Raw genomic sequence first — 25,560 nt, forward strand, 5'->3', positions numbered from 1 at the left:
ACGTGACAACCATTCAAACCGTCGGCGTCGCGGGCGCCGGCACCATGGGCGCGGGCATCGCCATCGTTGCGGCCCGCGCGGGCTTCAAGACCATCGTATTCGATGCCCGGCAGGATGCGCTGGACCGCGCCCGCGGCCAGACCGAAGCGTTCCTGAAGAAATCCGAGGAGCGCGGCAAGCTGCCGGCCGGCGCCGCCGCTGAGGCGTTGTCCCGCTGGGAGGGCACTACCTCACTGAGCGACCTGGCCAAATGCGACATCATCATTGAAGCCATCTTCGAGGATCTTGCAGTCAAGCATCAGTTGTTCGGCCAGCTCAATGAGGTCTGCCCGCCGGCTACCCTCTTCGCATCCAATACGTCCACGATCTCTATCACCGAAATCGCCGGCGGTTCCGGCCGGCCGGACCGCTTCGTCGGCATGCATTTCTGCCTGCCTGCGCAGCTGATGAAGCTGATCGAGATGTCGCCAGGCCTGGCCACTTCGGATGAGACCTTCCAGAAAGCGTGGGCCTTTGCCGAGGCAATGGGACAGAAGCCGGTGGCCACACAGGATACGCCGGGCTTCATCCTCAACTACTTCCTGATCCCGTTCAATAACGATGCGATCCGGCTGGTGGAACAAGGCGTCGCCGAGCCGGCCGACATCGACACCGCCATCAAGACTGCGCTGGGCTATCCGATGGGCCCGCTCGAGCTGCTGGACCTGGTCGGCATGGACACCCAGAAGCTGCTGTGCGAAGCCATGCATGGCCTGACCCACGAGCCGCGCGCCGCCTGCCCGCCGCTGGTGCGCCGCATGATCGCCGCCAGGCGCCTGGGCAAGAAGACCGGCAAAGGCTTCCATACCTACGGCGACACCAAGATGTTTGGAGCCTGATATGCGCTACGAAATCATACAAGCTGGCGAGAGCCGTTCCTTTCCCGAATCCCATCCCTTCCTCGAACAGGCAGCGGCGCAAGGCGACGGGCTGGTCTACCTCGGTTCGCAAGCCGGTCGCGCCTACAGCGTAGGCAAAGGACACGAAGCGCGCACCTTTGTCGCCATCGAGCTGGGCACCGAATGCCTGGGCATCCACACAGGCGAGAGCCGCGGCGTCGAAGGCTCCAATGTGGTTGGATTCGCCCGCTTTCGTCTCGGCGACGCCGACCCGAGCCCGCTGGTGGAACTCGTCAGGCAACCGGGCACGACCCCTGGCGCGATCGAAGCCGCCAAGGTGGTGTTCCAGGCTGCGGGGCTGGTTGTCGCGGTATGTCATGACTTTCCGGGTCGCATCGTCGACCGGCTGATCCGCCCGTACTTCAATGCGGCGCTGCGCCGCCTGGACGAGAAACTGGCCAGCGCCGATGACCTGGACAAGACCTTGTGCCTGGGCCTCGGCTACCCGGAGGGTCCGATCTCGCTGCTGGAACGGACTGGCCTGGCGCACCATTTCCGTGTCACTCAAGCCTTGCATGAAGCTCTCGGGCAGGAGCCTTATGCCCCGGCGCGGCGCGCGCGCGTCGCAGCGGAGCGCGAGGAACGCGAAGAGCGGGTAAAGCGATGATTGCCATGAGCCAACCCCTGACCGGTGTGAAGGTGCTGGATTTCAGCACCCTCCTGCCCGGACCGCTGTGCTCGCTGCTGCTGGCCGAGGCGGGAGCCGAAGTCATCAAGTTCGAGCGCCCCGGCCGTGGCGACGAAATGCGCGCGTATGAGCCGAAGGTCGATGACGACAGCGCGAATTTCGTGCTGCTCAACCGCGGCAAGCAATCTGTCGCGATCGACCTGAAGGCGCCTGAGACGCTGAGCCAGTTGACGCCGTTGATCCGCGATGCCGATGTCCTGATCGAGCAGTTCCGTCCCGGCGTCATGGATCGTCTGGGCCTCGGCTATGCAGCGCTTTCGGAAATCAACCCACGGCTGGTCTACTGCTCGATCACCGGCTTCGGACAGTACGGCCCGCGCGCATCAGAAGCCGCGCATGACCTGAACTATGTGGCGGCATCCGGCACGCTGTCGCTGACTGCCGGCAACGATGGTGCGCCGGTCCTGCCGCCTGCCCTCATTGCCGACATTGCTGGCGGCACCTATCCGGCCATGATCAATATCCTGCTCGCCTTGCGTCAGCGCGACCAGACCGGCAGGGGCGTTCACCTGGATGTGGCCATGGCCGACAACCTCTTTACGTTCCAGTACTGGGGGCTTGGCAACGGCGCGCTGGGATCGTGGCCCGCACCGGCGTCGGAGCTGGTCACGGGAGGCACGCCGCGCTACCAGATCTACCGTACCGCCGATGGTGCCTTCCTGGCGGCCGCGCCACTGGAAGACAAGTTCTGGGACAACTTCGTCGCACTGGTCGGGCTGGATGCGGACGCGCTGGCGCGGATGTCACCGGACCAGGCCATCGGTGCCGTTGCGGCGGCCATTTCCCGGCACCCGGTTGCCTATTGGGAAGACCGCTTCGCCGGGCAAGACGTCTGCACCAGCCGTGTGGTCAGTCTGGAAGAAGCCCGGCACGATCCGCATTTCCGGGAACGCGGCCTGTTTGACCGCACCGCTACCACTGCGGCGAACGGGAGCATGCCGGCATTGCCGGTGCCCATCGATGCCGCCTTTCGCAGCCAGGATCGCTCCGCCGCGTCCCCGGCCCTGGGAGCACACAACCAACTTCTGAATCGCTGAGGTCCAGCCGACATGAAAGCCATCGTCATCCAGGAATTCAATGCACCAGACGCCGTCACCATCGGCGACCTTCCCGACCCGCAGGTTGGCGACGGCGACGTGCTCGTCGAAGTCCGAGCCGCCGCGGTCAACTATCCCGACGTGCTGGTGGTGCAGGGCAAGTATCAGATCCTGCCGCAACGCCCGTTCGCACCGGGCAAGGATGCCGCCGGCGTGGTACGCGCCGTCGGTGCCAATGTCACCCATGTCCAACCTGGCGATCGCGTGGTGGCGCAACTGGAATATGGCGCGTTCGCCGAGCTCGTCAGCGTGCCTGCCGATTCATGCTTCCGCATCCCCGATGCCATGCCGTTCGAAGACGCTGCCGCGATGGGGCTGGCATATCAGACCGCCTACTTCGCCCTGGTGGAACGTGGCGGATTCCGTGCCGGCGAGACTGTGCTTGTCACCGGGGCTGCCGGCGGCGTCGGCTCGGCGGCCATCCAGATCGTCAAGGGTCTCGGCGGCATCGCGCTGGCCGGCGTCAGCGGTGCCGAGCACGCGCAGGCGGCACGGGAACTGGGAGCCGACGCAGTGATCGATCTTTCCGCCCCTGACCTGCGCGAATCGCTGCGCGAGCAGGTGCGCAATGCCACCTCGGGCCATGGCGCCGATGTGGTGCTTGACACCCTGGGCGGCGATGTCTTCGATGCCGCACTGCGTGCGATCGCATGGTGCGGCCGCGCGGTGGTCATTGGCTTCGCGGCCGGCCGCATCCCCGAGATCAAGGCCAACTATCTGCTGCTCAAGAACATTGGCGTCAGTGGCCTGCAGTGGAGCGACTATCGCGATCGCCAGCCGGAAAAGGTGCTGGCCGTACAGCAAGAGATCTTCAAGCTGTATCAGCAAGGTGCGCTCAGGCCGAAGATCGCCGGTGCCCTGCCCCTTTCCCGTGCCGGTGAAGCGCTGGCGCAGCTCGCCTCCGGGCAGGTGTCCGGCAAGTACGTGCTGACGCTGAACTGAGGCTTACCGAACAACCCTGGGCGAATGCCATGCCCGTCTGCAGCCGTGGGTTCCTCCTCACGGCTGCAGTGCTTTGCGGCGTCGCCCACCATCTCCTGCGATCCGGACATCATGAACACAACCTCTCCTTCGATCACCGCTATCCAGACACTGGGCATCGTCGGCACCGGCGCCATGGGCCGCGGCATCGCCCAGATCGCCGCGCAGGCAGGCCTGACCGTCAACCTGTACGACGCCAACCCGCAAGCGGTGGAAGCGGCACGCAAGTACCTGCAGGATACGCTCGGCAAGCTGGCCGAAAAGGGCAAGATCTCGGCGGCTGACGCCCAGGCCACGCTGGGCCGCGTGAAGCCGTGCGGCGCGCTGGAAGACCTGGCCGGCTGCGACATGGTGGTGGAAGCCATCGTCGAGAAGCTCGAAGTGAAGCGAGATCTCGTGGCGAAGCTGGAAGCCGTGCTGCGTCCTGACGTGGTCATCGCCTCGAACACCTCGTCGCTGTCGATCACCGCGATCGCCGTGGGCGCAAAGGAACCGGGCCGCGTGGTCGGCTACCACTTCTTCAACCCGGTGCCGCTGATGAAGGTGGTCGAGGTCATCGACGGCCTGTCCGGCAACCCGGCCGTGGGCGATGCGCTGATGGCGCTGTCGCGCCGCATGGGCCATACGCCGGTGCGCTGCAAGGACATGCCGGGCTTTATCGTCAACCATGCCGGCCGCGGCATGAATATCGAAGGCATCAAGGTCGCGCAGGAAGGCGTGGCGGAGTTCGCCGACATCGACAACATCATGCGCGAGCAGGCCGGCTTCCGCATGGGGCCGTTCGAGCTGATGGACCTGACCGGGCTGGACGTGTCGCACCCGGTGATGGAATCGATCTACAACCAGTTCTACCAGGAGCCGCGCTACCGCCCGTCGCCGATCACGGCGATCCGCTCGGTTGGCGGGCTGGTCGGCCGAAAGGCCGGCGCCGGCTTCTACCGCTACGTGGATGGCCAGAAGCAGGTCCCGGCCACGGCCGCGGCCGCGGTCCCGTCGGCCCGTCCGGCCAGCGTGTGGGTCAGCCGCGCCAGCGAACGCGGCCATGCCATGGTGACGAAGCTGCTCGGCGCGCTCGGTATCACGCCTGAAAGTGGCGACCAGCCTTCCGCCGAGGCACTGATCGTCGTCACGCCGCTGGGCCTGGACGCGACCACCACCGCGCTCCAGCAGGGCCTGGACGCCTCGCGCACGGTGGCCATCGACACCCTCCTGCCGTTCGAGGCCACCAAGCGCCGCACGCTGATGACCACGCCGGCCACTGGCGCCGCCGCGCGCGACGCCGCGCACGGCCTGTTCGCGAGCGACGGCGTGCCGGTCACGGTGATCCGCGACTCGGCCGGCTTCGTGGCCCAGCGCGTGCTCTGCTGCATCATCAACATCGCCAGCGATATCGCGCAGCAGCGCATTGCCTCGCCCGCGGACATCGACCTGGCCGTGAACCTGGGCCTGGGCTACCCGAAGGGCCCGCTGGCCCTGGGCGACGCCGTCGGCCCGCAACTGGTGCTGGAGACGCTGCGCAACATGGAAGCCCTGACCGGCGACATGCGCTACCGCCCGAGCCCGTGGCTGTGGCGCCGCGCCGGCCTGGGCCTGTCGCTGCTGACGGACGAGGCTTGATCGCCCCCCGACCATCAAAGACCGCAGTGCAGCCAGAGGTCGCTCCCCTTTCGCTCATTCTCCAATCGCCAGCGTATGCGCGTGTCCATCTGCGCGGGCTGCGTTTCCCGTTCCCCGTGATTGCAGAGGTCATCGAAGGTGATTGTGAGCTCAACGTGCCGGGTCAGATGCGTGCAACCCACGACGGTGGATGGCACGCGATCCGCCCGCTCGAGTCGCCACACCTTGTGCTGGCAGAGCGCGCCCGCGTAGCGTTCCGGCAGCTGCCGTGGTCCGGTCAGCGGATACGGGTAGAAGAGCGATCGCACAAGCCAATTGCGAGTAGCCTGGCTATGGCGGTGTTCCAGGCACCGCAAAAGCCGTGGCGGCTCGCATCGGCGTCGCGAGAGCTCCGCATCGATCAGGCGGGTCAATTGTCCCGAACCTTGTTGAGTGAAGGCGAGAGCTTTGTCGATCTGGTGGCGACGCAGCGCCTGATGCGCGCGCTGTTTGACCTCGCCGGCGCCGACCGGGAAGCTGCAAGGGTCGGATCCTATGGCTTCCCGGATCGCGCTCGCTTCGAAGATGCGATCTTCGATCGATTCGGGGTGAACGCTTCACTGCTGCATCGTCTGCTGAATGGCCGCTAGCAAGGGCGAACAACCTGCCCGCGGCGCCCCGTAGCGATGACTTAGCCGGCCGACCGCGTGCTGCCGGCCGTCTTTCTAGCAATCATCGTCCGGACGGAAGCCGGCCAAGGACCGCCCCAACCAGTCCTTTCCGGAACAACAGAACGCACAGAATGAAAATGACACCGGTCACGAGCGTCACTGACTCGCCAAGGGATGCGAACCAGTCGATCCCGGTGACATTGGCAAGTCCGGCACCTATCTCGCCCAGCTTGTTCTCCAGGATCACAATGACGAGCGCACCGGCGACTGGCCCGCTCAACGTCCCCATCCCGCCCACCAGCGTCATCAGGATGACTGCCCCCGACATGGTCCAATGGACGTCGGCCAGCGTCGCAAAGCCAAGCACCAGCGCTTTCATCGCTCCCGCCAGTCCCGCCAGCGCGGCCGACAGCACGAAGGCCATCAGCTTGAAGCGGTCTGTACTGTAGCCCAGCGAGATGGCGCGACTCTCGTTCTCCTTGACCGCCTGGAGGAGCTGGCCAAACGGGGAACTGACTATGCGGGCAATCAGCACCATCGCTGCGACAAAGACGGCGACAACGACATAGTAGAAGCTGACATCCGATGACAGGTCGATCACCCCGAACAACGCGCCGCGCGGAACGCCTTGCAAGCCGTCCTCGCCGCCCGTTTGCGGTGTCTGCAGGCAAATGAAAAAGAACATCTGTGCCAGCGCGAGCGTGATCATGGCGAAGTAGATGCCCTGGCGGCGGATTGCCAGCACGCCCATCAGAAATCCAATCGCTACGGCGGTTGCCACGCCGATCAGCAGGCTGACCTCCGTCGTGACATGCCAGTTCTTGATCGCATACCCGGCTATGTAGCCCGCGCCGCCGAACAAGGCGGCATGGCCGAACGACAGCAAGCCGGTGTAGCCGAGCAGCAGGTTGAATGCCGCGGCAAACAGCGCAAAGCACAGGATCTTCATCACGAAGACCGGATAGAAGCCAAGATGGGGCGCCAGCAACAGCAGTGCAACCAGCACGATGGAGATGTATGCCGGCGCCCGGCTTCGCACCAACGCGTCCCCACCGGCCGCCGAGGTCACCGTTGAAGGGAGAGAGAATTCGGTCATCACTTTTCCTTGCCAAACAGCCCCGCCGGACGAAGCAGCAGGACAATCACCATTACAACAAAGACCACCGTTGACGACGCTTCCGGGTAGACCACCTTGGTCAGCCCCTCGATCACGCCCAGGCCCAGACCGGTGACGATGGCGCCGAGGATCGAGCCCATTCCACCGATCACTACAACTGCAAACACCACGATGATCAGGTTCTGTCCCATCAGCGGCGACACCTGGATCACCGGCGCGGCCAGCACCCCGGCGAACGCAGCCAGTGCCACGCCGAAGCCGTAGGTCAGGGTGACCATCAGCGGCACATTGACGCCGAACGCCTCGACGACCTTGGGGTTCTCGGTGCCCGCACGCAGGTAGGCGCCCAGCTTGGTCTTCTCGATCACGAACCACGTGCCCAGGCAGACCGTGATGGAAGCCACCACGACCCAGGCGCGATAGTTCGGCAGGTGCATAAAGCCAACGTCGGTAGCGCCCTGCAGCAGCTCGGGCGCGGAGTAAGGCTGGCCCGAGACGCCGTAGATTGACCGGAACACGCCTTCGATCACCAGCGTAATACCCAGCGTGAGCAGCAGACCGTAAATATGGTCTAGCTTGTAGATCCAGCGCAGCATCGTCTTTTCGATCAGCACGCCCAACAAGCCGATGACCAGGGGCGACAGCAGCAGCATTGCCCAGTAGCTCAGCCCGACGTACTCCATGCCGGCCCACGCCAGCAGAGCGCCCAGCATGAACAGCGCACCGTGCGCGAAGTTGATCACGTTGAGCAATCCAAAGATCACCGCCAACCCCAAGCTTAGCATTGCGTAGAACGCGCCATTCGCCAGGCCGAGCAGCAACTGCGACATCAAAGCCGGCAGGGGAATTCCAAAATCAAGGTTCATTGCACTTCCCCTCGTTACACGCCGAGCAGCTCATTGAGCACCGGCATCTTGTCCTGCAGCTCGTCGGCGGCAAAGCGCTCGACGATCGCGCCGTGCTCCATCAGGTAGAAGCGGTCGGCCAGCGGCGCGGCGAATCGGAAATTCTGCTCCACCATTACCACCGTGTAGCCCTTCTTCTTGAGCATCAAGATCATGCGCGCCAGGGCCTGCACAATCACAGGCGCCAGCCCTTCCGAGATCTCGTCAAGCAGGAGCAGGTTCGCCCCGGTACGCAAGATCCGGCCCACGGCAAGCATCTGCTGTTCACCGCCGGAGAGGCGCGTGCCCTGGCTCTGCTTGCGCTCCATCAGGTTCGGGAACATGTCGTAGATCTCGGCCTTGCTCATGCCTTTTCCCGCATTGGCGCTCTTGAGTTCCGGCGGCAGCAGCAGGTTCTCTTCGCAGGACAGGCTTGAGAAGATCGCCCGCTCTTCGGGACAGTAGCCAATGCCGTAGTGCGCGATCTTGTGTGTCGGCAGGCCGATGGTTTCGTGGCCGTTGACCTTGATCGATCCCTTGCGCGTACCGGTGAGTCCCATGATCGCGCGCAGCGTTGTCGTGCGCCCGGCACCATTGCGCCCAAGCAGCGTGACCACTTCGCCACGATTGACGGTCAGGTCCACACCATGCAGGATGTGCGACTCGCCGTACCAGGCATGCAGGTCCCTGATCTCGAGGGCCGGGGTGTTGTCGTTTGCCATTACTTTTTCCCCCTCAATGCGCGCCTTGCAGCTCGGCGTCGGCCGTACCCATGTAGGCTTCCATGACGCGCGAATCCTTCGAGACTTCGGCGTAAGGGCCCTCGGCCAGAATCGCACCGCGTTGCAGTACGGTGATCTTGTCGGCAATCGACGACACGACATTCATGTTGTGCTCGACCATCAGGATCGTGCGGCCGGCAGAAACCTGCTTGATCAGCTGGGTCACGCGATCCACGTCCTCATGGCCCATGCCCTGCGTCGGCTCATCGAGCAGCATCAGTTCCGGCTCCATCGCGAGGGTGGTCGCGATCTCGAGCGCACGCTTGCGGCCGTAAGGCAGGTTGACAGTGATGGTCTCGGCGAACTCGGTCAGCCCGACTTGTTCGAGCAAATCCATCGCGCGGGCATTTAGCACGTCGAGCGAACGCTTGCTGCGCCAGAACTGGTAGGCAGTACCCAGTTGACGCTGCAGGCCGATGCGTACGTTCTCGCGTACGGTCAGGTGCGGGAACACCGCGGAAATCTGAAACGAGCGGATCACGCCCCGCCGCGCAATCTGCGCTGGCTTTTCGCGCGTGATGTCGATGCCGTTGAACAGAATGGTGCCGGCGGTCGGCTCCAGGAACTTGGTCAGCAGGTTGAAGCAGGTGGTCTTGCCCGCGCCGTTCGGCCCGATCAAGGCGTGGATCGAGCCGCGGCGTACATTCAGGTCGACTTCACTGACGGCAGTAAAGCCTCTGAATGACTTGGACAACCGCTGCGTCTGCAGAATGAAATCCGGCATAACAGGAGCAAAGCCAATCTGGAGAAAAAGGAAGCGTCTTCCGCGCGGCCGGGGCGACGCAGCGGCCGTGGAAAGACGCCCGGAGAGTGCGTAGAAGCGTGGCCAGCTGCCTGGCCACCTCAAGTTCCCTAGTGCGTCAGCCCTTGAGCGGACAGGCGCTCTTTTCCAGTGGCTCGAAGGCCTTGTCCTTGGGGATGATCTTGCGGATCTTCAGCAGGTCCCATTCGCCCTTGGACTCAGACGGCTTCTTGGCTTCAGCCAGGTACATGTCATGCGCCATCAGCCCGTTTGCCAGAATGCGGCCGTCCTTGGCAAAGAAGTCATTGACCGGCGTCGCGCGCATCTTCGCCATGACCTTGTCGGGGTCCGCGCTACCTGCCGCCTGTACCGCCTTCAGGTAGTGCGTCACCGCGGAGTACATACCGGCCTGAACCATGGTCGGCATCATCTTGGTCTGTGCGAAGAACTTCTTGCCAAAAGCGCGGGTCTCGTCGTTGTAGTCCCAGTAGAATGCCGTGGTGAACTGCAGTCCCTGCGCCGCCTTCAGGCCCATGCCTTTCAGGTCGCTATCGAAAATCAGCAGCGGCGCCACCACCTGCTTGCCAGTCCCGAGTCCGAACTCCGAAGCCTGGCGAACCGCATTCTGTGTATCGCGTCCCGCGTTGGCCAATGCAATCACCTGCGCATTTGACGCCTGTGCCTGCAGCAGGAACGATGCGAAGTCCGATGCCGCAAGCGGATGGCGGACCTTGCCGGCAACCTTCCCGCCCAGCTGCTCCACCACATTGATGGCATTCGACTCGAGCGAATGGCCGAATGCATAGTCGGCGGTGATGAAGAACCAGTCCTTCTTGCCTTCTTCCAGGATTGCGCGTGCCGTGCCGTTTGCCAGCGCGTAGGTGTTGTACACGTAGTGAATACCGTAAGGCGAGCACTGCTTGCCCGTCAGTTCCGTAGTGGCGGAACCCGCGAAGATCGTGATCTTCTTTTTGCTCTCGCCAAGTTTCTGCAGCGCCAGCGCCGAGGCCGAGTCGGTGGACTCGATGATCATTTCGACGTTGTTCCGGTCATACCACTCCCGGGCACGGGTGGAAGCAATATCGACCTTGTTCTGGTAGTCGGCACCCAACACCTCGATGGGCCGGTCCAGAACCTTACCGCCGAAGTCCTGAACCGCCATCTTGACGGCTGCGATACCGCCAGGACCGCCGATGCCGGAATAGACCCCGGACATATCTACCAAGGCGCCGATGCGGAATGGCTCCGCGGCGGAAGCCAACTGGCAAATCGCCGTCAGTGCGGCGAGTGCGCCGAAGCGCAGTGCGGGTGCATTCATGGATGTCTCCAATCGTTCGTTATCATGACGGACAGCGTTTTCCTCGAACACATTCACCGTCCATACCCGCTATCTGCAACTTCGGTGCCAGGTCCAATTACGTCCGTTTTAGCCATAAATATGCCCTTGGAGGTGTATTCGCCCCCCGCTGAGTACACTCGTGCCTGCGAACATGTATTTACCGAAGACAGTCCCAAGGCAGGCCATCGGCTACAAGTCCGGCATGCAAACCTTCTGCAAGCGCACAGCAGCGAACTCTCCTTGAAGCAGTTCTTGAAATTTTGATAGATCCGTGCAGCCAGGTTCCCTCGAAGCTCTCTGAGAAGCCTGTGAGTTCATCGTACTGGCAGCCGGCGGCGATCGCGTCGGAAGCCGCCTCGGCGCACAGCATGCCGCTCTTGATGGCGGCGTGACTGCCCTTGAGGCGCGCCGCATTCAGAAAGCCGGCGTCGCAACCGACGAGTGCGCCGTACGATCCTTTCAAGGACTTCGCCTACCTCACCGTTGCCGTGCAGGCGCCCAACGTCCTTTCGGTGCCAGCAAACTCCCGCTTCAAGACCATTCAGGACAACATCGTTTCCTACGAGAAGGCCAATCCCTGAGACGAAGACGTCCGCATCTGCCGGAAACGGGACAAGCGACCATCTCACCGCGGATCTGTTCTGGCAGAAAGGATCTGTTCTGGCAGAAAACCGGCACAACCGGGATCCACATACGTACATGGGCGGCGCCCCGGCGAAGAACGACCTGCCTGGCGGACAGGTCGACGCCACCTTCATGAATCTCAATACAGCGGTCCCGCACATCAAGGCAGGCAAGCTGCGCGCTCGCCTATCCTGCCCGACGTGCCGACCATGGAAGAGTCCGTCGTCAAGGGCGTGACGGTCTACTCCTGGCAAGCGGTTGCTATGTTCCGTTGACTAACTCGAGCATGAAGATGCTCGGCACTACATCGCAGTTGCATCGCCTGACGGCCGGAAAAGGCTGTATCGCTCAGTGAATCGCTCTGCTCAGCTAGTATCTACATCTGAGCTTCTTTGTGATGCGCCGCCCACTTGCCGGCGGCCGATGGGTTCCCGGCGCGCAGGGGCACCGTCGGAGGCTGCAGCCCGCCCGACGCGGAAAACGAACGCGCAGACCTGCCGCCACAGGAAGAAGGTCCGGCGGCGTGGCGCCGACCTATTTGTCATCGAAGAGCCAACCCACGGGAATCGCCCCGTTGATCTTGACGTCGAGGAGCACAGGCCCCTCGGGGTTCCTGAGCATCGGCGCTGCCTGTTCCAGGTCCTGCATGCTGCGAATGGTGGCCGTCTGGAAGCCCAAGGCCTCGGCAATCGGCGCAAAGTCGATATCCAGGAAAACCGTCTTTGCGGTCGGCATGTTCTGCAGCTTGAGGAAGTGGACTTCCGCGCCATAGGCACAGTCGTTCATCAGGATCACGACGAGCGGAATATCTTCCCGAACCACGGTCTCCAGCTCACCGAGCGTCATCAGCAGGCCACCGTCACCGATCACTAGTACAGTGGTGGCATCGGGTTCGCCGCGCGCGTAACCCAGTGCCGCGCCGATGCCCAGGCCGATCGAGGCGAAGTCTGTGGCCTGGCGGATGCTGCGTGGATCGGGAACGCTCAAGTAGGGCAACGCCTGCAGGAAATTGCCGGCGTCGTACACGACGTTACGGTTGCGCGGCAGGATGTTGTCCAGCGCGAGCGCGGCCGCGCGTGCATCGACGGTTCGGGGGGTGTGCTGCGGCGTGAAGTCCTTGTCCAGCGTGAAGCTGTCGAGCCAGCTCCGGTAGGACTCGCCGTGGAATTCCTTGATCTCCGGGCGGCGAGCGGGAACCGACTCAAGCAGCGCCTGGGCCGCGAGCTTTGCATCGGCCACCATGGCCACGTCGGCATCCAGCCAGCGTCCGATGTTGGCGCGGGTGCTGTCGACGTGAATCACGGGCACCTCGGTCGGTATAGCCGTTCCCATGGAGGTGGTCCGGCCGTTCAGACCGGCGCCGAACGCAAGAATGCAGTCCGCCTGCTCGATCAGCCGGCGTCCGCCGGCATGGGAATAGGAGCCCACCAGCCCGCAGTCCATCGGGTGGCCTTGGAATAGATCCTTGGCCTTGAGCGTCGTGCTGAGTGCCGCCCCCAGGTGTTCGGCCAGGGCGATCAGGTCTTCTCGCGCTCCGGCCTCGTAGGCCCCCCAGCCAGCGATGATCAGGGGGCGCTTGCTCGCGGCCAGCAGTGTGGACGCGGCCGCGAGCGCCGTCTTGCGCGGAGGACGCCTGATTATGGTCGGGGGCGGCGCGAGCGTCGGGGTGGTGGCCGAGAGGTCGACGCTGGCCCGCTGTACGTCGGTTGGCAGCAGCAGTGCCGCCGCGCCGGCATGGGCGGCACTGACCGCCTGCGCGAGCACCTGGCGGGCGCTATGGGCGTCCCTCGCGACGAAGGGCTCGAGTCCGGCTGAACGCAGCGCGCCCACGGCGTCGAAGGCCTTCAGGTCGGGGCCACAGCTGTGAGCGGGCGGCCGAAGCGCCGCGTCACCGAAGATCATCAACACCCCCGAACGGCTGCGTTGCGCATAGGTGGCCGCGTGCATGGAGTTCGCGGCGGCGGGGCCCCGTCCCAGCACCGCGACGCCCAGCTTGCCGGTGGCAGCCGCATAACCGTCGGCCATGGCGATCGCGGTGTTCTCATGTCGGCTGCCATGGAACTGAATGCCTATGGAGTCCAGGGTTGCGACGAAGAGTGCCGTATCGTCGCTAATCAAGCCGAACGCGACCTCCACGCCCATCGTCTTGATGTCCTGAGCCAATGCCTCATACACGGGCACGAGTTTCTGAGTCAATTTATCTACCTCCAACGATTGCCACACACTGCTGCCTGGGCCAGAAGGCCGTGGGTTTCAGTATCGAATGCTTGGTACAGCAACTTGCGTGTGCCACGCGATGACCACGGTGAATCTGTTGGACACTCTTTGCATCCCAGCCTATGGCGTGCGAGGCAGTGTATTCCGTGAACACAACCTGTCCATGTCGCGGACATGAAGTCGCCATGCGTGTCGCTGCCGCTTCAGGTCATCAGCACACGGCCCGAGCTGATCGATGCTCGCGCTTCCGGTGCGAGCGCGTGCGCCCGATCCATGAGGCTCTTGATCAAGCCCCCATCCCGCATGCTCGATACCAAACGCCCCGCTCGCCGAATGAGTAGCGGGGCGTTTCGGCAAAGGCGCTGGCTCAGTTGACAGCTGTCTTCGTGGCATCCTTATGCCAGGTGAAGACCACGAACTGGAACGACTTCAGGTCGCCCTGGGCATCGTATTCGACCTTGCCGATCGGGGTCTGGAAGGTCTTCTGGTGCATGAAGGCCGCAACCTTGGCGGGATCGGTGCTCTTGGTTTCACTGATCGCATCGGCGATGATCTTCACGCCCGCGTATGCGGACATCTGGAACGGACCATTGACGTCACGCTTCTTGTCGGCAAAGGCCTTGACAAGCGCAGCATTGGCCGGATCGGCCGAGAAATTGGCCGGCAGCGTCACCAGCATACCCTCGGAGGCCGCTCCGCCAATCGATGTCACATCCTTGTTGCCCACGCCCTCCGGTCCCATGAAGGTTGCCTTCACGCTCTGCTCCCGCGCCTGGCGCAGCAGCAGCCCCATTTCGGGGTGGTAGCCGCCGAAGTAGACGAAGTCCACACCCTGCGACTTGAGCTTGGTGATGATGGCCGAGTAGTCGGTATCACCTGCATTGAGGCCCTCGAACAGAACCACCGGTACCTTGGCAGCATCCAGCTCTTTTTTCACCGCAGCAGCAATGCCCTGACCATAGGACTGCTTGTCGTGCAGCACGGCCACCTTCTTGGGCTTGACCTTGGCGATGATGTACTGGGCGGCGACAGGCGCCTGCTGGTCGTCACGGCCGATGGTGCGGAAGATGAGCTTGCGCTTCTTGCCCTCGGTGATTTGCGGCGCAGTGGCAGTCGGAGTCACCATCACAACGCCTTCGTTCTCGTAGATCTCGGAAGTCGGGATAGTCGAGCCGGAGCAGACATGTCCGATGACGAACTTGATGCCCTGGCTCACGATCTTGTTCGCCACTGCTACGGCCTGCTTCGGTTCGCAGGCATCGTCCATGATGACAGGTTCGAGCTTGTTCCCACCGGCTCCGCCAGCGGCATTGATCAGTTCGATAGCGGTCAGGGCTCCGGCTTTGATCATGTCGCCGTTCTGGGCCATGGGACCGTTCATGGGGCCGGCAATGGCAATTTTGACCGTCTGGGCCTGTGCCGACAGGCCAAGGAAGGTCAACACAACTGCCGTCCCGATCGAGCGAAGGTTCTTTGTGGATTTCATGGATGTCTCCTGGGTTGAAAAAGTCAAGGGTGCTCGACTGGTGTGCGGCTTTCATTGCGCCGCTTCCAAGGTGTACCCTGAAGCGAAGGCACGCGCTCAGGTCAGAGCATCAGCACGAGGCAGCCGGCCGTGTGGCGGCGTTCTAGCGCGCGACCACCAGGGGTGTGGATGCTGACTACTTGAGCCATTGATGTTCTCCTAGTGGCTCTTGTTGCGGACACTGTCCGGGCTTGAGGTCACACGCCCGCAGACTTCAGTTTTCGAACTGCCTGGGCCAGACGGCGCACCCCTTCGGCGAGCCGCTCAGGAGAATTGGCGGTGAAGTTCAGTCGAAGCGCGTTGCGGCTTTTCACCCAAGGATCAAATGCGCTACCCGGCCCTGCAAGGACACCGACTTCGGTGCCGACGGACACAAGGCGATCAGTGTCCATCGAAGGATCCCGCGCGGTGGCCCACACGAACATTCCACCAACAGGCACCTCCCACACAAACCATTCGGCAAGGTGTTCCGCCATGGCAGCGCAGAGTGCGTCGCGCCGCTCCCGATACAATTCGACCATCCGAGGGCTCAGCCGCTCCATCAGACCGCTGTCAATGGCGGCCAGGGCAATCCGCTGATTGAGGCCGCTCGAGCAGAGATCCGCACCTTGCTTTGCCGCGGACAGCATCTGGATCATCTGGGGGGCTGCGATGATCCAGCCAACACGAAGCCCCGGCGCCAACTCCTTCGAGACGCTGCCCAGATGGATGATGGGACCTTCGTACCCTCCCTTCCCCAAGCGCTCAGCCGAGAGTTCGATCATCCGAGGCAAAGGCACTCCCTCGTATTGGAGGGCGCAGTAGGGATCGTCCTCGACTAGCCACACTCCCGTCCGGTGGGCGGCATCGACCATCGCATTGCGGACCGAGACGCCAACCAACCTGCCTGTAGGGTTGGAGAAGTTCGGCACCGAGTAGACGAACTGCGCACCCTCGAAGGAGGACAGGGGGTCGAACGCGTCGTCTTCCAGCACAAGATTGCGATACCGAGGTGCCCGTGGCCTCCAGGCGTCCATAGCGCCGACATAGCTGGGGAACTGGGCAGCAATGACGTCCCCCTGCTCGATCAGCACCTTCCCAATGAGATCCAGACTCTGGGTGCCGCTGGCGGTAAGCAGGACGTTTTCACGCCGCAACCGCAGCACAGGCGAGCTGTAGCGCGTGGCAATCGCATCGCGCAGCTCCGGAAGACCATCGGTGGGAGCATACCCGAGGCAATCCTGCGGATGCTTCAAGATCACCTCCCGAGCGTAAGTGGCCAACTCCTCAGTCGGAAAAACTGTCGGCTCGGGCAATCCCCCGGCAAGATTGATCAAACCCGGAATACGCCCGGCGGCGACAAAGCGAGCCGTCAGGTCGTTCCTTGTCGCCAGCCACGCGGCGTAGCGGGGTCCCTTGACAGCGACCACGAGGGATTGGTGCGCCAGTTTAGTCATCCTGGAAGCCTTTCTCGGGCGCCATGGACGCTTCGACAGGGTCCGTGGCGAATACGAACTCACACTCACCCCAACCGTCGGGGGGCGGCCGGTGCCAACAACCATCCTGCCACCTCTTCAAGCGGGGTCTCTCTGTCTTCGAAAACGCATGATCCAAGCGGAACTGTCCGCGTCGAATACACATGGGTGACAGTACCGACAACAGTACCGCTGGCTAACACCATCCGTATTGCTCTGATTTGCGGAGCCGTTGCACCACCTTGGGAATATTTCGGGCGCCGGACAACCCATCCAAATCGCTCAGGCCACTTGATGTCAGCCTTGACAGGGCACACAAAATGGCCTGCCCGATTGTTTTGCGATACGGCATCACCATGGGCCGGGCGACGTTGCCTGTCAGATCAGATCTGAGAGTCCCGACCGACGAAATGACTGCCCGACAGGGATCCCGTACGATACTGTTTCTCAACGCCAAGATCGGGCGCCAATGCACGACAACGGCAAGGCCGAAGCGGCACATCTTTTGCATGTGACTGGCTGACCGTGAGCCTCCCTGCGTCCCAACAAACCGCCCTTGAGTCCGTAAATGACAGAGCAGCCAACGCACCGATGTATCAAAATGCCTTTACAGACTCCCGATGGATGGGCTCAACCGTGCGATGCCCGAGTAAACTAGGGGTGAAAAAAATGGAGACTTCCGCGATCCATGTGAGCGAGGTCCTTTCTCAGACCAGCGCTCGTCTTTGGCGCAAGGGAACGGCCGCGTGCGGCCTTGCCTTTGCGGAATGGGAGTGGCGGGACGCTGAAGGTTGGGCGAACTACGACCAGCCGGATCACCATACGCTGAGCGTGTATCTTGACGGTGGAGACAAGATCGTCCGTGCGGACAGGCAACTGCTTGGAGGAGGTCCCGACAAGTTTTGTTTGATGCCTGCGGGACATGCAAGCCGGTGGCACGTCGGGGGACCGATTCGAATGTTCCATCTCTACATCGATCCGGCTGTTCTCGCCTACCAGGCCCATGCAGCATTCGACATCACCCCGCGCCGGATCGATCTGCAGGATCTCACGTTCGTTGATGACCCGGCGCTCGCAATGATCGTGAGAGGAGCCGTCCTTCCCCTCGACTGGTCCGATCTCGCCGATCGAATGGCGCTCGAATCAGCCTGCCATTTGCTTCTTCATCGCCTGCTGCGCCACCACACCAACCGAGCAACAACAGAGGTCATAAAAGGCCGCTTGGCTCCCGCTGTCCAGAGAAACATTATCGAGTACATCGAAGCGAATCTGAGCTCTGCCCTCAAGCTCGAAGAGTTGGCTTGCCGAGCCAAGCTCAGCACCTTTCACTTTGCAAAGATGTTCCGTGCAAGCGTGGGATTGCCCCCCCACGCTTATGTCGCAAAGCGGCGTGTCGATCGGGCAAAGTCTCTTCTTCACGACGGCAAGTTGGAGCTCGCGCAAATCGCCCTGGCCTGTGGCTACGCTTCGCAGAGCCATTTCACGAGAGCCTTCAAAGGGGAAGCAGGCATGACCCCCGGTGCGTGGCGACGCGTCCAGGAGGTGAGACTCAGGGGCCTGGGGGATTGAATTCCGAGTTGGCGCCCGGGCGGGAGGAAGTCTATGGCGTCCGCGGGAATTCACCCGCCCCAACGCGCCGTCATCGAACAGCTCAAGGACGAGGTCTCCATTCGGATCAAATACGAGCCTATCCAGCCGATGGATCAATCCAAGGAGCCGACTTCTGCATTCGGCCTCCTTTGAGCGCGGCCAGCCCTTCGTCCAGCATCTTCTTGGCGTCGCCGAACAGCATTCGGTTGTTCTCCTTGTAGAACAGCGGGTTATCCACGCCGGCGTATCCCGAAGCCATGGAGCGTTTCATGACGATCGAGTGCTTGGCCTTCCAGACCTCCAGCACCGGCATGCCCGCGATCGGGCTGGTCGGATCGTCCTGCGCCGCCGGGTTCACGATGTCGTTGGCGCCGATGACCATCGCCACGTCGGTGTCCGGGAAGTCCTCGTTGATCTCGTCCATCTCCATCACGATGTCGTAGGGCACCTTGGCCTCGGCCAGCAGCACGTTCATGTGGCCCGGCATGCGGCCGGCCACCGGGTGGATGGCGAAGCGCACATCCACGCCCTTCTCGCGCAGCGCCTTGGTGATCTCGTTGACCGTGTGCTGGGCCTGCGCGACGGCCATGCCGTAGCCCGGCACGATGACCACGCTCTTTGCCTCGCGCAGCATCTCGGCGGTTTCGGCGGCGCTAATGGGCGTGACCTCGCCTTGTGGCGAGGCGGCTTCGCCCTTCTTGGCCGACTTGCCCGCGCCGGAGCCGAAGCCGCCGGCGATCACGCTGATGAAGTTGCGGTTCATCGCGTTGCACATGATGTAGCTCAGGCTCGCGCCCGACGAGCCCACCAGCGCGCCTGTGACGATCAGCAGGTCGTTGTTCAGCATGAAACCGGTGGCGGCCGCGGCCCAGCCCGAGTAGCTGTTGAGCATGGACACCACCACCGGCATGTCAGCGCCGCCGATGGCCATCACCATGTGCACACCGAATAGCAACGCGATCACGGTCATCACGACCAGGGCCGTCATGCCGGCGCCGCTTTCGTGGGTGCCCAGGAACTGCTTGCCGAACCAGATCACCACCAGCAGCGCAACGAGGTTGAGCCAGTGGCGCGCGGGCAGCAGCAGTGGCTTGCCGCCGATCTTGCCGTTGAGCTTGCCGAAGGCGATCAGCGAGCCCGAGAAGGTGACGGCGCCGATCAGGATGCCGACGTAGATCTCCACCTCATGGATGGCCTTCTCGGCGCCGCTGAACTGCACCGAGGTATCGACATAGCTGGCAAAACCCACCAGGCAGGCCGCCAGGCCCACCAGGCTGTGCATGAGCGCGACCAGTTCGGGCATCTGGGTCATCTTTACGATCTTCGCGGCGTAGAAGCCGATGCCGCCGCCGATGACCAGCGCGATGACGATCCAGGCAATGCCGCCCGAGCTCACACGCGGGCCGAACACCGTGGCCAGCACGGCCAGCGCCATGCCGACCATGCCCAGCAGGTTGCCGCGGCGCGAGGTTTCGGGGTTCGAGAGCCCGCCCAGGCTCAGGATGAAAAGTATGGCGGCGCCCAGGTAGGCCACCGTCGACAAGCTGTGGGACATGTTCCGTTCTCCTCGTCGTTCTGGTTATTTGCGAAACATGGCCAGCATGCGGCGCGTGACGGCAAAGCCGCCGAACATGTTGACGGCCGTGAGCACCAGCGCAGCAAAGGCCAGCCAGCGGATCAGCTCGTCCGGCCGCCCGCCGCCCACGCCGTCGGGCGGCGCGATCTGCACCAGCGCGCCGATGGCGATGATGCTGGAGATGGCGTTGGTCACGCTCATCAACGGCGTGTGCAGCGCGGGCGTGACGTTCCACACCACCATGTAGCCGATGAAGCAGGCCAGCGCGAACACCGTGAAGTGGCTCAGGAAGGCCGCGGGCGCATAGGCGCCGATACACCAGAACAGCACGGCCGCCACGCAGAAGATGAGGGTCAGCGCCTTGGCGGACATGGGCGCGCCGGCGCCATGGCCGTGGCCGTTCTTCTTCTCGGCGACGGGGACCGCCGCCGCCTTGGGCGCCGGCACGGGCGCAGCCTTGAGCGGCGGGGCCGGCCAGGTGATAGCGCCATCCTTGATGAGGGTCAGGCCGCGGATCGCGTCGTCCTCCATGTTGACCACGGCCACGCCGTCCTTGGCCTTGCACAGTTCCTCGGTCAGGCGCAGCAGGTTGGTGGCGTACAGCGTGGACGATTGCTTGGCCAAGCGCGACGCGAGGTCCGTGTAGCCGATGATGGTCACGCCATGGCGCACCACGGCCTCGCCGGGCACCGTGAGTTCGCAGTTGCCGCCCTGCTCGGCGGCCATATCCACGATCACGCTGCCGGGGTTCATGCTCTGCACCATCTCGGCGGTGATGAGCTTGGGTGCGGGCTTGCCGGGGATCAGCGCGGTGGTGATGATGATGTCCGCGTCCTGGGCCTGCTGGGCGTACATCTGGCGCTGCGCGGCCTGGAAGCCTTCGCTCATGACCTTGGCGTAGCCGCCGCCGCCGGAGCCGTCTTCCTCGTAGTCCACCTTGACGAACTCGCCGCCCAGCGACTTGACCTGGTCGGCCACCTCGGCACGCGTGTCGTTGGCCCGCACGATGGCGCCCAGATTGGCCGCCGTGCCGATGGCGGCGAGGCCCGCCACGCCGGCACCGGCGATGAACACCTTGGCAGGCGGTACTTTGCCCGCCGCCGTGATCTGGCCATTGAAGTAGCGGCCGAAGGCATGGGCCGCCTCGATGACGGCGCGGTAACCGGAGACGCCAGCCGTAGAGGTCAGCGCATCCATCTTCTGGGCGCGCGAAAGTGTGCGCGGCAGGCAGTCGATGGCGAGGACCGTGGCCTTCCTGGCGGCGAGCTGCTGCATCAGCTCGGGGTTCTGCGCCGGCCAGATGAAGTCGATCAGTGTGCCGCCTTGGCGCATCAGGCCCACTTCCTCGGGGCAGGGCGGGCGCACCTTGAAGACAATGTCCGAGGCGGCCCACAGCGCCGCGGCATCCGGCAGCACTTCGGCCCCGGCGGCGCGATAGGCTTCGTCGCTGAAGTTGGCGGCCTCGCCCGCGCCCGATTCGATGGCGACCGAAAAGCCCAGCTTGATGAGTTTTTCCACCACGTCGGGCACGGTGGCTACACGTTTTTCGCCGGGGAAAGTTTCGCGGGGGACGCCGATGCGCTGGGTGTCACTGCGCTGCGCTGCCAAGCTTGGGTCTGTCTGCATGAAAGATCCTCTCCTGATATTTGGTAATCCTTCTGGTATGGCCCTATGCCCGTTGGGCTGGGGATCCGAGCGAAACCTCGCCGAGTGACCGCTTGCAACGGCAAGCGGCCCCAAAGAAGCCAGGAGCCGACTGAGATATGGCGCCGCACCAGCCCTCGAAGGAACGTTTGAAGACACTACCCCGTAATACCTTCTCTTTCATGAAGATCCGCCGACCCAAATCGCCACGGTGCACGGACGAGTATTCGGAACTAACACCTACAGCAGCGTGAAAAATAGGCAGCGTGGTTTTCGCATACGACCTTCCTCGCCGGAAGCCTTGCCAAGGCTTCCCGTAGAGTCAGGCCACTCGACCACGCGATCACAACGCTCGCGCATTTACAGCACAAAACACTAACTGTGTTCGCGCAATGGCATTGCAAGTCGTCGCCTCTTCAAAACGCCGCTTCAGGGAACGCCAGCGTGGCGCCAGCGCCAGAAACGATGGTATGACGCAGCCCCGCCGACTTGGAAAGAACGTGGTCAACGTAGAAGCGGCAACTCAGTATCTTGCTGCTCAAAAATTCCGAACCTGGATCCGATTCAAGGAGCCGGTTCGCAGCCAATGCGGCGCGACCCATCTGCCACCCACCCGCCACGATACCCAAGAGCTCCAGGAACGGCCCAGATCCCGCCAGAGCAGGCTTGGGGCCGCCTGCCCACGACTTCACGAGCGATTCGACTGCCGCCTCGAGATCGCCGATGCCCTTGTTCAGCTGAGCCCCGATAGCGCGCAGTTCGGCATGCGCGTGGGATGCCAGGTCGGCCTGCACCTGCCGCATGCGCACGATCACCGCGCCGATCGCGTGTCCGCCATCGCGACCGATCTTGCGTCCAACCAGATCCATCGCCTGGATGCCCGTGGTACCTTCATAGATCGTCGTGATGCGAGCGTCGCGCAGATACTGGGCCGCCCCGGTTTCCTCAATAAAGCCCACGCCGCCGTGAACCTGGATGCCCATGGAGGCAACATCCAGCCCGGTTTCCGTGAACCATCCCTTGGCGATAGGCATCATCAGTTCGACGAAAGCCTGGTGGGCATCCCGGACTTCCGCATCCGGATTGAGCGCCGCCTGGTCCATGCTTCCCGCCATCACCGCCGCCAGCGCGCGCATGGCCTCGATCCGGGATTTCATGCTCAACAGCATGCGGCGCACATCAGGGTGGCGGATGATCGGAACCTTGGCGCCAGTCTCGCCGCCCTGCTCCACACCTTGAACCCGCTCCCGTGCATAATCCCTGGCTTTCTGGTACGCGCGTTCGGCCAAGCCGATGCCCTCCAGACCCACGGCGAAACGCGCCGAGTTCATCATGATGAACATGTATTCCAGCCCGCGGTTCTCCTCGCCGACCAGATGGGCCACCGCTCCCGCCCCATCGCCAAAGGCCATGACGCAAGTGGGCGTGGCGTGCAGGCCAAGCTTGCGCTCGATCGACACCGCCCGGACGTCGTTGTGCTCGCCCAGCGAACCATCGTCGTTGACCAGGACCTTGGGCACCGCGAACAGCGAGATCCCCTTGGTTCCGGCCGGGGCGCCTTCGACCCTGGCAAGCACCAGATGCACCACGTTAGGGACGAGATCATGGTCCCCATAGGTGATGAAGATCTTGGTGCCGTGCAGCCGATAAGCGCCATCGGCTGCGCGGGTAGCGCGGGTACGCACAGCGGACAGGTCGGAGCCTGCCTGGGGCTCGGTTAGCACCATCGTGCCGGTCCATTCGCCGCTGATCATGCGCGGCAAGTACCGCTGCTGCAGTTCGGGCGAGCCCGCGTGCCGCAATACGTTCACCGCCCCCCGTGACAGCAGGCTCAGCAGGCCGAACGCCACGCTCCCGCTGTTCCACATTTCTTCGACCGCAGCGGCCAGCACACCGGGAAGGTTCTGTCCGCCCAGTTCTTCGGGGGCGGCCAGTGCCGGCCAGCCAGCTTCGACAAAGCGCGCATAGGCCTGCGCCCATCCGGCAGGCATGCGCGGGAGGCCGTCTTCCAGGCGAACACCTTCGACGTCGCCCGAATGATTCAGAGGCGCGATGACCTCGGAGGCAAAAACCCCAGCCTCTTCCAGCACGGCTCGAGCGACATCTGGAGTGGCCTCGCCATAGCCGGGCAGCGCCGCAATTTCGTGCAGGTCCGCCAGTTCATTCAGCACGAACTGCATGTCCTGCATGGGTGGTGTGTAGTGACTCATAGGGCCTCCTATGGCGAAGCGTTTGCGTCCATCAATGCAAACAGGTGGAAAAATTTCTTGTTCGTCTCCCCAACTGGGTTGGGTGCCTGGTTCCGGCAGAGCCAGCGCCTGAGACATTGGCAGGGACTGGCTGCGACAACATGCCGGTCACTCGCCGGTGAAGTTCGGAGCCCGCTTTTCTGTAAATGCCTGCAAGCCTTCGCGATAGTCGGCACTCCATCCCATTTCGCGAATGAAGCTGGCCTCCATGAACAGTTGCTGCTCCAAGGTATGGCCGGTGGCCGCATGCATCAGTTGCCGAGTGCGTACCAGCGCCTTCGTCGGCATCCGGGCGATCCGTGCTGCCAGAGCGTCGATGGCGCTTGCGAATTCCGAGTCGTCGACCACCTGCCAGATGAGTCCCCATTCGGCCGCCTTGGTGGCCGGCAGCTTCTCGGCGAGCATTGCCAGACCGAGCGCACGCACAGTGCCAACGGATCGCGTGAGGAACCACGTACTCCCGGTATCCGGCGTCAGCCCGATCCTGGAGAAGGCCTGCAGGAAATACGCGGATTGCGCTGCGACCACCAGATCGCAGGCCAGGGCAATGGAGGCACCGCCTCCGGCAGCCAACCCTTGAACCGCCGCGACCGTGGGGACATGCAGGTTCTGCAAGCGCATCACCAGCGGCTTGAAATACCGCTCCACGAGATTGCCGATGTCCGGCAACTTGCCATCGACGGCCTGCATGGCGGGATCGGCGAGATCCTGTCCCGCGCAGAAGGCGCGCCCCGCCCCGCCGAGCACCAGAACCCGCAACTGGCGATCGGCTTCAATGCGGGACATGGCCTCATGGATCTCAACCATGGTCGCCGCGTCGAGGCTGTTGAGTTTTTCCGGCCGGTTCAGGACGATGCGAGCCACACCGCTTTCGACCGTGAACAGAATGTTCTTGAATGTCATGGTCCTTCTCCTTCGGGAAGTGATCGAACTTAGTTCTGCTTACGCACGACGATTCCCACGCCGATTGCAGTGGCCACCGTACCGGCGACCGTCAGGCCCGTGATCGGCTCACCAAAAAGCATCCACGCCATCACCGCTGTGGTCGGAGGCACGAGGTAGAAAAGACTGGTGACGGAGGTTGCGGCGCCACGCTGGATCAGCAGGTACAGCAGAGAACTGCCCCCCAACGTCAGCCCCAGCACCGACCAGGCCATGGCCCCTGCCAATTCGGAATTCAGTCCTCCTGCGGCATCGACCCACTGCATCGGCTCCGTTTCCAGCAACGCCAGGGGCGTGGTGACCGCAAACGCCGCCAGCAGTTGGATGAAGCTGGCAGTGCGGACATCGCAGGGCGTCACGAACCGCTTTTGGTAAAGCGTTCCCGCCGTGATGCCCAGCAGGGCCAGCAGCGCACCACCCAAGCTGGCAGGGCCGACCTCTCCGAAGCCCAGCTTCGCCCACACCACCAGCAGCAAGCCCAGCAGTCCGAGAAAAAGGCCAACCCATTGCGCCCCTGTCACTCGGCCGCCTCGGCGGGAGAGCCAGATCGCTGTCAGAACCGGCTGCAACCCGACGAGCAGTGCAGTCAGACCCGCGCCCATCCCCAGCTTCACCGCGCTCCAGACGCCGCCAAGGTAGATGGCGTGCATCAGCATCCCGGTGACGCTCAGGTGCAGCCAACCCCGCGCGCCCTGCGGCCAGGTCGCCCGCGCGGCAAGCGCCCAGACGCCAAAGCAGCCGACCGACAAGGCATAGCGCGCCGCCAGGAATTTCATCGGCGGTGCATGCGGCATGCCGTATCGGGCAACCACAAAGCCCGTGGCCCAGATGACCACAAACACAAAGGGCATCGAGCGCACCAGCATCGGACTCGCCGCCGCATGCACCGGCTCCGGGAGATGAA

The 25,560-nt window shown here is 63.3% G+C and carries 21 protein-coding genes and 1 pseudogene; 8 read left to right on the forward strand and 14 right to left on the reverse strand.

Going from position 1 to position 25,560, the window contains the following annotated elements:
• Positions 1 to 2: 2 nt before the first annotated feature.
• From CTP10_RS38930 to CTP10_RS38955, 6 genes are all read left to right on the forward strand, one after another.
• The gene (locus CTP10_RS38930; RefSeq protein WP_081050224.1) at positions 3 to 878 is read left to right on the forward strand and encodes a 3-hydroxyacyl-CoA dehydrogenase family protein; all 876 of its coding nucleotides are present in this window, start codon (positions 3 to 5) and stop codon (positions 876 to 878) included.
• Position 879: 1 nt separating this feature from the next.
• Positions 880 to 1,545, forward strand: coding sequence for a 3-hydroxyacyl-CoA dehydrogenase family protein (locus CTP10_RS38935; RefSeq protein WP_058697535.1), 666 nt, complete (start codon positions 880 to 882; stop codon positions 1,543 to 1,545).
• A 5-nt stretch (positions 1,546 to 1,550) separates the two neighbouring features.
• Positions 1,551 to 2,663, forward strand: a complete 1,113-nt coding sequence (locus tag CTP10_RS38940) for a CaiB/BaiF CoA transferase family protein (protein ID WP_058697669.1) — start codon at positions 1,551 to 1,553, stop codon at positions 2,661 to 2,663.
• A 12-nt stretch (positions 2,664 to 2,675) separates the two neighbouring features.
• Positions 2,676 to 3,665: an NADPH:quinone oxidoreductase family protein gene (locus CTP10_RS38945; RefSeq protein ID WP_058697534.1), complete on the forward strand. Its 990-nt coding sequence runs from the start codon at positions 2,676 to 2,678 to the stop codon at positions 3,663 to 3,665.
• Between the two features lie 111 nt (positions 3,666 to 3,776).
• The gene (locus CTP10_RS38950) at positions 3,777 to 5,321 is read left to right on the forward strand and encodes a 3-hydroxyacyl-CoA dehydrogenase (protein ID WP_058697533.1); all 1,545 of its coding nucleotides are present in this window, start codon (positions 3,777 to 3,779) and stop codon (positions 5,319 to 5,321) included.
• Entirely contained in the window at positions 5,318 to 5,950 is a 633-nt protein-coding gene (locus tag CTP10_RS38955; RefSeq protein WP_143010700.1) for a hypothetical protein, read from the forward strand. Before CTP10_RS38950 ends, CTP10_RS38955 begins: the two co-directional genes overlap by 4 nt.
• A gap of 82 nt (positions 5,951 to 6,032) precedes the next feature.
• Here the strand turns inward: CTP10_RS38955 and CTP10_RS38960 are convergent, their stop codons facing one another.
• The 6 genes and pseudogenes from CTP10_RS38960 to CTP10_RS38985 form a co-directional block, all read right to left on the reverse strand.
• Positions 6,033 to 7,067, reverse strand: a complete 1,035-nt coding sequence (locus CTP10_RS38960; RefSeq protein WP_081050223.1) for a branched-chain amino acid ABC transporter permease — start codon at positions 7,065 to 7,067, stop codon at positions 6,033 to 6,035.
• A complete protein-coding gene (locus CTP10_RS38965) occupies positions 7,067 to 7,954 on the reverse strand; it encodes a branched-chain amino acid ABC transporter permease (RefSeq protein WP_058697531.1) in 888 nt (295 codons plus the stop codon). The genes CTP10_RS38960 and CTP10_RS38965 overlap by 1 nt, the downstream gene beginning before the upstream one ends.
• Before the next feature lie 14 nt (positions 7,955 to 7,968).
• Positions 7,969 to 8,694, reverse strand: coding sequence for an ABC transporter ATP-binding protein (locus tag CTP10_RS38970; RefSeq protein WP_058697530.1), 726 nt, complete (start codon positions 8,692 to 8,694; stop codon positions 7,969 to 7,971).
• 13 nt (positions 8,695 to 8,707) lie between these two features.
• Positions 8,708 to 9,478: an ABC transporter ATP-binding protein gene (locus CTP10_RS38975; RefSeq protein WP_058697529.1), complete on the reverse strand. Its 771-nt coding sequence runs from the start codon at positions 9,476 to 9,478 to the stop codon at positions 8,708 to 8,710.
• 136 nt (positions 9,479 to 9,614) lie between these two features.
• Complete coding sequence (locus CTP10_RS38980) at positions 9,615 to 10,814, reverse strand: ABC transporter substrate-binding protein (protein WP_058697528.1); 1,200 nt, start codon at positions 10,812 to 10,814, stop codon at positions 9,615 to 9,617.
• 288 nt (positions 10,815 to 11,102) lie between these two features.
• A pseudogene (locus CTP10_RS38985) lies at positions 11,103 to 11,283 on the reverse strand (electron transfer flavoprotein-ubiquinone oxidoreductase); the annotation flags it as partial.
• Here CTP10_RS38985 and CTP10_RS41525 point away from each other — a divergent pair.
• On the forward strand, positions 11,277 to 11,696 hold the full coding sequence (locus CTP10_RS41525) for a tripartite tricarboxylate transporter substrate-binding protein (RefSeq protein ID WP_412459398.1): 420 nt from the start codon (positions 11,277 to 11,279) through the stop codon (positions 11,694 to 11,696). The pseudogene CTP10_RS38985 and the gene CTP10_RS41525 overlap by 7 nt on opposite strands.
• A gap of 297 nt (positions 11,697 to 11,993) precedes the next feature.
• Here CTP10_RS41525 and CTP10_RS38995 read toward each other — a convergent pair whose 3' ends face one another.
• The 3 genes from CTP10_RS38995 to CTP10_RS39005 form a co-directional block, all read right to left on the reverse strand.
• The gene (locus tag CTP10_RS38995; protein WP_143010699.1) at positions 11,994 to 13,655 is read right to left on the reverse strand and encodes a thiamine pyrophosphate-binding protein; all 1,662 of its coding nucleotides are present in this window, start codon (positions 13,653 to 13,655) and stop codon (positions 11,994 to 11,996) included.
• A gap of 388 nt (positions 13,656 to 14,043) precedes the next feature.
• Positions 14,044 to 15,162: a branched-chain amino acid ABC transporter substrate-binding protein gene (locus tag CTP10_RS39000; protein ID WP_058697525.1), complete on the reverse strand. Its 1,119-nt coding sequence runs from the start codon at positions 15,160 to 15,162 to the stop codon at positions 14,044 to 14,046.
• Between the two features lie 236 nt (positions 15,163 to 15,398).
• Positions 15,399 to 16,637 (reverse strand): aminotransferase-like domain-containing protein, encoded by a 1,239-nt coding sequence (locus CTP10_RS39005; RefSeq protein ID WP_058697524.1) that lies wholly within the window; start codon positions 16,635 to 16,637, stop codon positions 15,399 to 15,401.
• Positions 16,638 to 17,324: 687 nt separating this feature from the next.
• Between CTP10_RS39005 and CTP10_RS39010 the strand changes: the two genes are divergently transcribed.
• Positions 17,325 to 18,224, forward strand: a complete 900-nt coding sequence (locus tag CTP10_RS39010; protein WP_058697523.1) for a helix-turn-helix domain-containing protein — start codon at positions 17,325 to 17,327, stop codon at positions 18,222 to 18,224.
• 118 nt (positions 18,225 to 18,342) lie between these two features.
• Here CTP10_RS39010 and pntB read toward each other — a convergent pair whose 3' ends face one another.
• The 5 genes from pntB to CTP10_RS39035 form a co-directional block, all read right to left on the reverse strand.
• Positions 18,343 to 19,800: a Re/Si-specific NAD(P)(+) transhydrogenase subunit beta gene (pntB, locus tag CTP10_RS39015; RefSeq protein ID WP_058697522.1), complete on the reverse strand. Its 1,458-nt coding sequence runs from the start codon at positions 19,798 to 19,800 to the stop codon at positions 18,343 to 18,345.
• A 24-nt stretch (positions 19,801 to 19,824) separates the two neighbouring features.
• Positions 19,825 to 21,447 carry a Re/Si-specific NAD(P)(+) transhydrogenase subunit alpha gene (locus tag CTP10_RS39020; protein ID WP_058697521.1) on the reverse strand — a complete coding sequence of 541 codons (1,623 nt, stop codon included), beginning with the start codon at positions 21,445 to 21,447 and terminating at the stop codon, positions 19,825 to 19,827.
• A 434-nt stretch (positions 21,448 to 21,881) separates the two neighbouring features.
• On the reverse strand, positions 21,882 to 23,675 hold the full coding sequence (locus CTP10_RS39025) for an acyl-CoA dehydrogenase (protein ID WP_058697520.1): 1,794 nt from the start codon (positions 23,673 to 23,675) through the stop codon (positions 21,882 to 21,884).
• A 147-nt stretch (positions 23,676 to 23,822) separates the two neighbouring features.
• The gene (locus CTP10_RS39030; protein WP_058697519.1) at positions 23,823 to 24,617 is read right to left on the reverse strand and encodes an enoyl-CoA hydratase-related protein; all 795 of its coding nucleotides are present in this window, start codon (positions 24,615 to 24,617) and stop codon (positions 23,823 to 23,825) included.
• A 29-nt stretch (positions 24,618 to 24,646) separates the two neighbouring features.
• Positions 24,647 to 25,522: a DMT family transporter gene (locus CTP10_RS39035; protein ID WP_058697518.1), complete on the reverse strand. Its 876-nt coding sequence runs from the start codon at positions 25,520 to 25,522 to the stop codon at positions 24,647 to 24,649.
• Positions 25,523 to 25,560: the final 38 nt, after the last annotated feature.

Origin of the sequence: Cupriavidus sp. P-10, assembly GCF_003402535.2 — a bacterium.
Classification (GTDB): Bacteria; Pseudomonadota; Gammaproteobacteria; order Burkholderiales; family Burkholderiaceae; genus Cupriavidus.